At 72.2% G+C, this 9,211-nt stretch carries 9 protein-coding genes and 2 pseudogenes; 5 read left to right on the top strand and 6 right to left on the bottom strand.

The genetic code is table 11. The features are described 5' to 3' along the window. Positions 1-155, top strand: a pseudogene (locus tag KBY19_RS36750) (glyoxalase/bleomycin resistance/extradiol dioxygenase family protein); the annotation flags it as partial. Here KBY19_RS36750 and KBY19_RS23010 read toward each other — a convergent pair. Next, positions 152-892 (bottom strand): flavin reductase family protein, encoded by a 741-nt coding sequence (locus tag KBY19_RS23010; protein ID WP_210966591.1) that lies wholly within the window; start codon positions 890-892, stop codon positions 152-154. The pseudogene KBY19_RS36750 and the gene KBY19_RS23010 overlap by 4 nt on opposite strands. Positions 893-957: 65 nt before the next feature. On the opposite strand from KBY19_RS23010, the gene KBY19_RS23005 reads away from it, so the two are divergent. After that, positions 958-1,680 (top strand): helix-turn-helix transcriptional regulator, encoded by a 723-nt coding sequence (locus tag KBY19_RS23005; protein WP_210966590.1) that lies wholly within the window; start codon positions 958-960, stop codon positions 1,678-1,680. A 15-nt stretch (positions 1,681-1,695) separates the two neighbouring features. Here KBY19_RS23005 and KBY19_RS23000 read toward each other — a convergent pair whose 3' ends face one another. Further along, positions 1,696-2,502: an SGNH/GDSL hydrolase family protein gene (locus KBY19_RS23000; RefSeq protein ID WP_307843589.1), complete on the bottom strand. Its 807-nt coding sequence runs from the start codon at positions 2,500-2,502 to the stop codon at positions 1,696-1,698. Between the two features lie 131 nt (positions 2,503-2,633). On the opposite strand from KBY19_RS23000, the gene KBY19_RS22995 reads away from it, so the two are divergent. After that, positions 2,634-3,356: a spermidine synthase gene (locus tag KBY19_RS22995; RefSeq protein WP_099877799.1), complete on the top strand. Its 723-nt coding sequence runs from the start codon at positions 2,634-2,636 to the stop codon at positions 3,354-3,356. Between the two features lie 228 nt (positions 3,357-3,584). Beyond that, positions 3,585-3,779: a DUF1059 domain-containing protein gene (locus tag KBY19_RS22990; RefSeq protein WP_185016137.1), complete on the top strand. Its 195-nt coding sequence runs from the start codon at positions 3,585-3,587 to the stop codon at positions 3,777-3,779. Between the two features lie 105 nt (positions 3,780-3,884). On the opposite strand, the gene KBY19_RS22985 is transcribed toward KBY19_RS22990, so the two are convergent. Further along, a complete protein-coding gene (locus tag KBY19_RS22985; RefSeq protein ID WP_099886273.1) occupies positions 3,885-4,340 on the bottom strand; it encodes a GNAT family N-acetyltransferase in 456 nt (151 codons plus the stop codon). 903 nt (positions 4,341-5,243) lie between these two features. Here KBY19_RS22985 and KBY19_RS22980 point away from each other — a divergent pair. Further along, the gene (locus KBY19_RS22980) at positions 5,244-5,552 is read left to right on the top strand and encodes a hypothetical protein (protein WP_245226002.1); all 309 of its coding nucleotides are present in this window, start codon (positions 5,244-5,246) and stop codon (positions 5,550-5,552) included. A 112-nt stretch (positions 5,553-5,664) separates the two neighbouring features. Here the strand turns inward: KBY19_RS22980 and KBY19_RS22975 are convergent. The 3 genes and pseudogenes from KBY19_RS22975 to KBY19_RS22965 all read right to left on the bottom strand — a co-directional run. After that, positions 5,665-5,814: pseudogene (locus KBY19_RS22975) on the bottom strand (hypothetical protein); the annotation flags it as partial. A 27-nt stretch (positions 5,815-5,841) separates the two neighbouring features. Beyond that, positions 5,842-6,819 (bottom strand): DUF5996 family protein, encoded by a 978-nt coding sequence (locus KBY19_RS22970; RefSeq protein ID WP_307842580.1) that lies wholly within the window; start codon positions 6,817-6,819, stop codon positions 5,842-5,844. A gap of 1,250 nt (positions 6,820-8,069) precedes the next feature. Further along, on the bottom strand, positions 8,070-9,164 hold the full coding sequence (locus tag KBY19_RS22965; RefSeq protein ID WP_210966588.1) for a LacI family DNA-binding transcriptional regulator: 1,095 nt from the start codon (positions 9,162-9,164) through the stop codon (positions 8,070-8,072). Positions 9,165-9,211 lie beyond the last annotated feature (47 nt).

Here is a 9,211-nt window from a genome sequence, read left to right as displayed (position 1 = left end):
TGCCCGAACTGCTCACCCTGCGCACAGAGGAGTTCGGGCAGCGGCACTTCATCGTCGCGGCGCCGGACGGCGTCATGATCGACGTCATCACCGTCGTCCCGGCGACCGGCGAGTACGCCGGGCAGTACGCCTCAGGCCACGCTCCCCGTCCCTAGGACGTGCGGCAGGTCCCCAGCCGCTCACCGATGTCCGCGGGAGCCTCGCCCGCAGGATCAGGCGCCGGGACGGCCCCGCCGCGGGGCGTCCGGGTGCGATAGGAGTGGCCGAGCTCCGGGCCGAGGCCGAAGTAGTGGCGGAAGTTGTAGATGAGCGGGCTCCAGGCGGCCGGATCGATGTGATCGGTACCGGCCACGACGATCCGGGGATCGGCATGGACCTTCTCCACGACGGCCTCCGCGATGACGCACTCCCCGGAGACGTCCGGCCGCAGCCGCCGGACGCGGGCCTCGAACTGGATTGGGCACTCGGCGACACGGGGCGGCCGTACGGTCTCGGACGGCGCCGCGCGCAGTCCCGCCGCGGCGAACTTGTCCGGCTCGTAACGGCAGCCGGCCGGCTTCATCGCCGGTACCGGGTATCTGCCGGTCAGCGGCGCCAGCCGTTCCACCGCGGGCCACAGCGCCGGTGTGGGCAGGTTGATCACAAGGTCCGGCCGGTCGCCCAGGTTCCGCGCGGTCTGCCCCTCCCGGCCCAGACCGAGTACGACCGTGCGCCCGAGCGCCCACGCCGAGGACATGGGCGCGAGGTTGTACGAGCCGTCCTGGTTCTCCGTCGAGAGGAGGACGACCGGGGTACCGAAGTAGAGGATGCTCGGCTCCACCACCGTGTGGGAGGCGGGTACGGGGGAGGCGGCGGCCGGCGCGGAGCCGGTGTCGGTCGGTGCGCTGTTCATGGCCCGGAGCCTAGGAACCGGACGCTTCGGCGGGCGCCGAACCGCGGCGGGCGATAATCGTGCCCATGAGCACTCGACACACCCGCGCTTCCGGCCCCGACCTGGCCTGCGTCGCCAGGCTGCTGGCCGACGGCACCCGCGCGGGTTTCTGTCTGGCCCTGCTCGACGGCCGGGCGTGGACGGCGACCGAGCTGGCACGCCACATGGGCGTGGCGGCCTCCACCGCGACCGAGCATCTGAACGCACTCGTGAGCGGAAGCCTGCTCGTCGAGGAACGCCAGGGGCGGCACCGCTATGTGCGGCTGGCCGACCCCCATGTCGCCGAGCTGATCGAGAACCTCGCCGCGATCGCGCCCACCCGTCCCGCGCCGCCCCGTTCGCTGTCGGCGGCCGGTCGCCGCCGCGCCCTGGCCCACGCCCGCACCTGCTACGACCACCTCGCCGGAGCCGTCGGCGTCGCCATCAGCGACGCGCTGACCGCCCGGGGCCTGCTGGACTGGGACGGCGGACTCAGGCTCACCGCCCAGGGCGAGGCCTGGCTCCAGGACCTGGACATCGCCCCGACGACCGGGACCCGTCGGCCGGCGGTGCGGTCGTGTCTCGACTGGACCGAACGCCGCCCCCATCTGGCGGGCGCCGTCGGCGCAGCGCTGTGCCGGCACGCGTTCACCGCCGGGTGGATCACCCGCATCGGCACCACCCGTGCCGTGACCGTCACAGCCGTCGGCCGACAAGCCCTCCACGACCACCTCGGCCTCCCGGACGAGGTGCTCCAGCCGCAGCTGTGAGCCCTCCGGCCCACCTCACGGCTCGGGAACCCGCAGCGGGAGGAGGTCGGGGCGTTTGGCCTGGATGTGGTCGCCGGAGGACTCGCCACGCAGTCGGCGGCCGATCCACGGCAGGAGGTACTGGCGGGCCCAGTACAGGTCGTCCCGCCGGGAGGCGGTGGGGCCCGGTGTGCCCGGCCAGGGTTCGTCCGGGCTCGTGCGCGGCTCCATGCCCAGCACTTCGGCACACCGCATGGCGACGCGCCGGTGCCCCTCGGGGGACAGATGGAGACGGTCCTCGTCCCACGCCCTGCGGTCCTGGACAGCCCGTAGCGACCACAGGTCGAGCACCGGGCAGCCATGGCGGTCCGCGACCGCGCGCAGATGGCCGTTATAGGTGGCGATCCTGCCCCTCAGATGGCGCAGCAGGGGGAAGTTGCGGGTGTCGAAGCCGGTGCACACCACCACAGTGCCGACGGTCGTGCGGAGTTCGGTCAGCGCCGCCTCGTAGCGCTCGGCGAGGGCGTCCGGGTCGGAGCCGGGGCGCAGGATGTCGTTGCCTCCCGCGCAGAACGTCACCAGATCGGGGGCGAGTTCCTTGGCGCGCGGCACCTGCTCGGCGATGATCTGGTCCAGCAGACGCCCACGTACGGCCAGATTGGCGTAGCGGAAGTCCTCTCCGGCCGCCTCCGCCAGCAGTTGGGCGAGCCGGTCGGCCCAGCCGACGAAGACTCCGCCGGGGCCCGGGTCCCCGACACCCTCGGTGAAACTGTCCCCGATCGCCGTGTACGAGGCGATAGGGGGTGCCGTTTCCGATGACCACTTACCTGTCGCGCCTGTCACGATACGCATTTCATCAGGACGGACCGACACGTACGAAAGCGGGGTCCGGGCCGACCGGGCTGCCGACCGCGTTCCGGGCCGTGCCGCCTCCGTTTTGCGGGGAGGCCCCGTGGGCGGGGTAGGTTTGCGGAGTGAGCGCACGATTCCAAGAGCTCGACTGGCGGCCGACCGAGATGGGAGCCATCAGTCTGCGGCGCCGCCGGGACCCTTCCTCCGGGGCGGACGTGTACGAGGTCAAACTCGATGACGACTTCCTCATGTCCAGCCTCTTCACGGAGGGGGAGGTCGCACTGGCGCGGCTCGGTCTGGCCGCGGCGCCGGCAGGGGCCGAACTGGATGTCGTCGTGGGCGGTCTCGGCCTCGGCTGCACGGCGGAAGCGGCGCTGCGGGACCAGCGGGTGCGCTCGCTGCTGGTCGTCGAGGCGCTCGGCGAAGTGATCGAGTGGCATGAGCGACAGCTGATTCCGGCCGGTGCCCTGCTGCTCGGCGACTCGCGATGCCGTCTGGTGCACGGCGACTTCTTCGCCCTCGCCGCCGATGAGCGGGGCTTCGACCCGCAGACGCCGCGGCGGCGCTTCCACGCGATCCTGCTGGACATCGACCACTCGCCGCGGCACGTGCTGCGACCGGGCAACGCCGCCCTCTACGAGCCCGCAGGTCTGCGGCGCCTGGCCGGAAACCTGCACCCCGGCGGGGTCTTCGCCCTGTGGTCCGACGATCCCCCGGACGAGCGTTTCACCGCCGCTCTGCACGAGGTGTTCCAGGAGGCCGAAGCGCACACGGTTGCCTTCGACAACCCGGTCCTGGGCGGCACTTCGGCCAACACCGTCTATGTGGCCCGCACCCCGGCGTAACAGCCCGCGGCGCGACAGCCCGCAGCACACGGGCATGCGCCGACGGCGCCACCCGCCACACCGCCGTCCGCTCCGCCGACGCCGCATCCGCTCCGGCCCTCTGACGTGGGGCGACGAGCCGGTCACGCACGCGACCGGCAGGTCCCGGTGCGGCGTTTGCCTGGCGGAGCCCGCCGCGCGACCCTGAAAAAGGAGGTACCTGTCAGCCAAGGGAAGAAGGTGCCCTCGATGCGCAAGGTAGCGGACTGCAGGGATTACCCGAGCGAGTCGAACTGCACGCTCACCATCGCCGGTGAGGAGGACGAGGTGGTCCGGGCCGCGGCCGAACACGCTGCCTCCGTCCACGGCCACGCCGACACACCTGAGCTGCGCGAGGATGTGCGCAAGATGCTGAAGGACGAGAAGTCGCCGCAGGCTGCCTGATCGCCGGCGCTCGCTCGTTCGGTCCCGGTCGGCCCGGTCGGTACGGCCGTTGGACCACTCCCCCGCCGGGCCCGGCCCACGCCTCCGGAGTGCCGGGTCTCCCGCTCACAGCGTCCTGGTCATGAAGACGCTGTGCGGGTCTCGCTTGTAGTCGGCGAACGGCTCGCAGTAGTCGAATCCGCATTTCTCGTAGAGCCTGCGTGCCGGCAGGAAGAAGTCCGCCGACCCCGTCTCCAGACTCAGCCGGGCGAACCCCATGGCCCGGGCCTCGGCGAGGATGTGCTGGAGCAACCGGGACGCCACCCCGCTCCTTCGCCGCACCGGTCTGGTCCGCATCGATTTCAGTTCCGCGTGGCGCGGGTCCAGCGTCTTGAGCGCGCCGCACCCGACCAGAACCTCGCCGTCCAGGGCCGACCAGAACGTTGTTCCGGGCTTGCGCAGACCGTCGAGATCCAGCGCGTGCTTGCTCTCCGGAGGCGTGAGGGACCGCATCTGCTGGACGTGTTCTTCAAGGAACGCGGCCGTCTTCGGGCCGGAGAGATCGTCCACCACGATCTTCAGCTGACTCACCTCGGGCTTCCCCTCCTCGCTCACCTGACGGGACCGGCGGGGCCGAGCGGGGCGCCGCGTCTCGCCGACGCTTCGCTCTTCCCGACTCTTCCCGAGTCCTTCCCGTCGAACTGCTCGAAGCCGAGGCTATGTCGAGCACGACGAGCGCCACCAGGCGCACCCCTCGACGTACTCTCCGGCCCCACCCGCACCACGCCTGCTGCTCCGCCACTGTCCGGGACACCGGCTCCGGACGCCGCCGACCTACCCGGGCAGCCGGCCGGCCGTCCGGGACAGTGGATTCCTGCTTTCCTGGCGCCGACCGCGCCCAAGGATGCGGGGCATGCGGGTGACTTCCTCCGGCGGCGCCGCTGCAGACCACCGTTTCCGCCGGTGACCGGCCGCCCCTCGGCCACGGGGGTGAGGGACGGCGGCCCGGTCCGGTCGCAGGGGCGTTCCACCGCCACCTGCGAGTGATGGCGCTTGTCGCGGACCCGGGCCGTCGGTCAGGCACAGCTCCTGTGCGGAGACGGGACGCAACCGGACGGTGCCGCGCGGCACGTCCGCGGCCGCGGCGGCCGAGTCGGGGGGCCGCTCGCCGCCGGACTCGCCGCGGGTGCCGAGCACTCCGGCCGTGGCGGCGAGCAGTACGGCGATCGCGAGCGGGACCAGCAGACGGGGCCGCAGCAAGCGACGCGGCAGCGGCGGGCGGGAGTTCTCGGCGACCGACGCGGTGCCGGCGGATCCGGCGGGGGGCTCCACGGCCGTTGACGGTCGCACTTTGTGATCTTCGACGGGGCCGGCGGCCGTCGTTCGGTCAGGTGTCGTCCGTGCAATTGGGCGAAGTCAGACGGCTGGAGCGTCGGCAACCGTGGCCGAGCGCATGCCAAGATTCACGACGCGTACGCTGGACGCATGGCTGACCCGAAACAATCCGAGCTCGACGCCCTGTACGAGGACGCGAACGCGGGCGTGATGGAAGCACGCAAGCGCGTCCGCGACGCAGCGGCCGGAGAGGACAGTGCCGGACTCGACACCGCCTTGGACGAGCTGGAGGCGGCGCTGGCCCATCGGGAGGCGGCGCGACTGCGGACCCGCGAGGACGCGTGGATCCTCACCGCGCTCGGAGCGGCGAACGCGATCGACCCCGAGTTCCACGGCGGTGATCCGACGCAGTCGTCCGACACCGACGACGCCGACGACGGCACTCCGCTGGCCAGCTGAACCACACGCGCGCGCTGCCGACAGCCGACGCGTCGGCGACGACCGGCGGGTCAGCCGGGCAACGAGCGCAGGCGCATCGGTCGCTCCCGTGCCGCCGTCGGCCGTCGGTAGCCCGCCCTCTGGGTGCGTACATGATGACGGCCTTCCCGACGAGACGGATCGGCGCACCGATGACGTCGAAGCGGTCGGGGCGGTAGCCGTCGGCGACCACGCCCCAGGCGATCGACCCGGCGACGAGGACTCCGCCGTACGCTGCTCCAGCCGTGCCGGTGTGCCGGTCAACGGCCGACTAGCCGGATAGGCGGCCGGACGCCCCCGGCCGCCGTTGCTCGTCCCATCGGTGGGGGTCGTCCTCCAGTTCGGCGCGGTTCCAGCCGCCGTGCTCGGCTGCTGCCTCGTAGGTGGTCTGCAGGAAGTCGGTCAGTACCCGGTCCGGCTCGGCGGCGGTGCGTACCGCCTCGTACGGCAGCAGGAACTGGCCGTTCCGTTCGCTGTAGAAGGCGCTGTCGGGGAGGACGGGGTGCTCCCGGAAGCCGGCCGGTTCGGGGTAGGCGTAGGCGTAGAAGGCGCCCTCCTCGCCGCCGCCGGGCCAGAATCCGCAGCTGCTCAGCTCCCTGGAGTAGCCCTCCACCATCACCCAGTCCCCGCAGTGCGGCGCACCGCCCGGGTGGGTCGGCGCCCGGCGGCCGGAGAACCTGGTGCAGGCCAGGTCCATGGCGCCCCAGAAGAAGTGCACCGGGCTGACCTTGCCGACGAAGCGGGACCGGAACCCGCTCAGCACGCGGTCGGCCTGCAGAAGTTGGCGCCAGAACAGATGGGCGGCGTGCGGGTCGTAGGAGGCGTGGACGGTGTCCTCGGGGAAGGGGATCGACTGTTCCACCTCGTTGGGCCGGTCCTGGATGGGCGTCTCGATGCCCAGCTCGTGCAGCGCCTGTGTGACCTCGCCGTAGAACCGGGCGACGGGTTTGGGCTCCAGGGCCACCTGGCGCACGGTGCGGTCGCTGGTGCGGATGCGGAGCCGGTGCTCGACGAAGTCGAACTCGATGTCGAAAGCGCCTGTCGCGTACGGGATCGTCGAGGTGGTGAGGCCGCGCGGGGTGACGTAGAGCGTCACCTGCCACCAGTGGTTGACCAGTGGCGCGTGGGCCAGCCGGATCTTGCCGACGATCTGGGTCCACATATGGAGGGTGTCGCGGGTCCCGGTCCAGTCCGCCACCCGCAGCGCGGGCCACGCTCCGTGTGTGTGCGCCGTCCTCAGTTCTGTCACCGCCGTCCTCCTTCGCCGCCCCTCCTCCGATGGTGGGCCGGGTGCGCCCGGGCGACAACTCGGGCGGTGGCCGACGACCGGGGCGGCTCCACGGGCGCGATCGGCGCATCGCATCCACTCGTGGACACAGCGTGACGCGCGTCGGCTCGTGGGCCTCAGTACGCCGGGGTGAGATCGCCGGTCAGCGGAACCTCGGGGGCCCGGGTGTAATCGACCAGGGTGAGGCGGGGGCCGAACGCGCCCTGGCGCCACTGGCCTCCTGCCAGCGGGATCAGGGCGATGTTGGGGGTGGGACCCCGGGTCCGGTCGAGGGTGCCGACGACGGTCTCCGTGCGGGTCCTGGCAAGGGTCCGGGCGACGGCCGGGCGGTCGGTGGGGTCGGGAGCGGTGGGCCAACGCGTGGTGGGCGACCTCGAAGAGGGCGTGGGCCGGCCCCAGGGGCTGGAGCCAGGACTGTCCGGTCTCCTCCCGGTAGGCGCGGGCGAGATCGGCGCAGCCGGTTCCGTCCAGGCTGGAGTGATAGGGGTGTTCCGGGCTCCAGTGGACGAGGGTGGCCACCTTCGCCCGCGGCCGGCTCGTCGTGCACCTCCCGCGCGCGTGGTGTGCGTATGCGGACAGGTCAGCCAGCGTGAACAGGTGACCAGCCGAGGTGCCGGGCCCACGGTGCGGCTCTGCCCCAGGCACTGGGCGAGATCGGCGGCGGTGGCGGCGCTGGTGATCACCTCGGCGCCGCCCAATGCACACCTGCGTCGCCGCCCCGGCCATCGCCACCACCACTCCCCTGCTGCCCCCGGACTCCTCGGTCCGCCGTCGGCCCGGTACTTCGGGCGCCGTAGGGATCAACGCTCCACAGGTCGCCGAGTGCGGCCCCTGCGGGAGTGAATCTCGACAAAAACGCCTGCCTGCATGTTGCCGAGCAAACGCCGGATTTGGGATACCTGTTGTGGGGTGCTCCAGGGGCGGACATACTGCCCGGCAGACGGCGGACGGCAGGCGTGGGGAAACGGGGGCGCCCATGGTCGCGTGGACTGTTTTCGGAGTGTTCCTCTTGGTGGCCCTCGTGCTCATCGCCCGATGGACCGTCAAGCCGCCCAATCTCCATCCCCGCCGGGGCAGGCGCAAAACGGGCACCGGCGATACCCGACAGGCCTGGACGGCCGGTGAGAACACGGGCCCCGGGGACAACTGCGGCGGTGGGAGCGGCGGCGGCCCGTGACGGGCGCCGCCACACCCGCGCGCCGTCCTCCCCGTCAGGACGAGCGGCGGCGGATCAGTTCCGTGGGGAGCACCAGCCGCGGCTGATCGTCGTCCGTCGTGTCCCGGCCCTCGGCACGGTGCTGCCCCTGGGGATCGTCCTGGGCGCGGGCCATCAGGTCGAGCAGCATCCGGACCATGGCACGCCCCATCTCCTCGATCGGCTGCCGTACGGTCGTCAGCGGCGGGTCCATGTGCCGGGCGACGGCCGAGTCGTCGAACCCGACGAGGGCCACGTCGTCCGGCACTCTCCGGCCGGTTTCGCGCAGCGCCAGCCGGGCGCCGGCGGCCATCACGTCCGAGGCGCAGAAGACCGCGTCCACCTCCGGGTCCCTGCGCAGCAGTTCGAGCATGCCACGCCGGCCGCCCTCCTCGGTGAAGTCGCCCTCCGCGACCAGGCGTTCGTCCGGTGGGGTGCGCGTCCCGCCGGCCGCGCGGAGCGCTTCGTGGTACCCCTCCAGCCGGCAGCGGGCCACGTACATGTCGAGCGGGCCGGTGATGGTGGCGACCTTCCGCCGCCCTCTGCCCAGCAGATGCTCGACGGCGATCTGGGCGCCGAGGAGGTTGTCGGAGTCGACGTAGGGCAGCTGCTCGGCGTGTGACCGGCGACCGCTGAGGACCGCCGGCATACCGGCGTCCCGCAGCAGGTCGGGCAGCGGATCGTCGCCGTGTATGGACACCAGCAGCACCCCGTCCACCCGGTGTGACGCGGCGTACTGGGCGAAGCGTTCGCGCCCCCGCTGGTCGCGGATGAGGGTCAGCAGCAGTTGCATGTCCGTGTCGCCGAGCTCCGTGCTGACGCCGCGCAGGATCTCCGAGAAGTAGGGCTCGGCGAAGAGCCGGTTCTCCTGTTCGGGGACGACGAGGGCGATGGCGTCCATGCTGCCGGCGGCCAGCGCCCGCGCGGCGCGGTTGGGAACGTAGCCCAGCTCCGCGACGGCGGCCTGGACCGCGGCACGGGTGCGCTCGCTGACCCGCGGGGAGCCGTTGATGACCCGGGAGGCCGTCCCCCTGCCGACCCCTGCGCGCGCGGCGACCTGTTCCAGGGTCGGCCCGGACTTCCCGGCGCCTTCCGCGCGAGCTGCTGGCATGGACGCGTCCTCCCTTGTCCCGTGCCCTGGCGGGCCCCTTCGCTCCA

Source organism: Streptomyces sp. B15 (assembly GCF_018070605.1).
Classification (GTDB): Bacteria; Actinomycetota; Actinomycetes; order Streptomycetales; family Streptomycetaceae; genus Streptomyces; species Streptomyces smyrnaeus.
The sequence above is the reverse complement of the archived record's forward strand: the minus strand, read 5'-3'. Positions and strand labels throughout refer to the sequence as shown.

Excerpts from the sequence above, each read along its gene's own strand:
- KBY19_RS23005 (WP_210966590.1), top strand. The coding sequence starts at position 958 with ATGAGCACTCGACACACCCGCGCTTCCGGCCCCGACCTGGCCTGCGTC.
- KBY19_RS22990 (WP_185016137.1), top strand. The coding sequence starts at position 3,585 with ATGCGCAAGGTAGCGGACTGCAGGGATTACCCGAGCGAGTCGAACTGC.
- KBY19_RS23010 (WP_210966591.1), bottom strand. The coding sequence starts at position 892 with ATGAACAGCGCACCGACCGACACCGGCTCCGCGCCGGCCGCCGCCTCC.
- KBY19_RS22980 (WP_245226002.1), top strand. The coding sequence starts at position 5,244 with ATGGCTGACCCGAAACAATCCGAGCTCGACGCCCTGTACGAGGACGCG.
- KBY19_RS22965 (WP_210966588.1), bottom strand. The coding sequence starts at position 9,164 with ATGCCAGCAGCTCGCGCGGAAGGCGCCGGGAAGTCCGGGCCGACCCTG.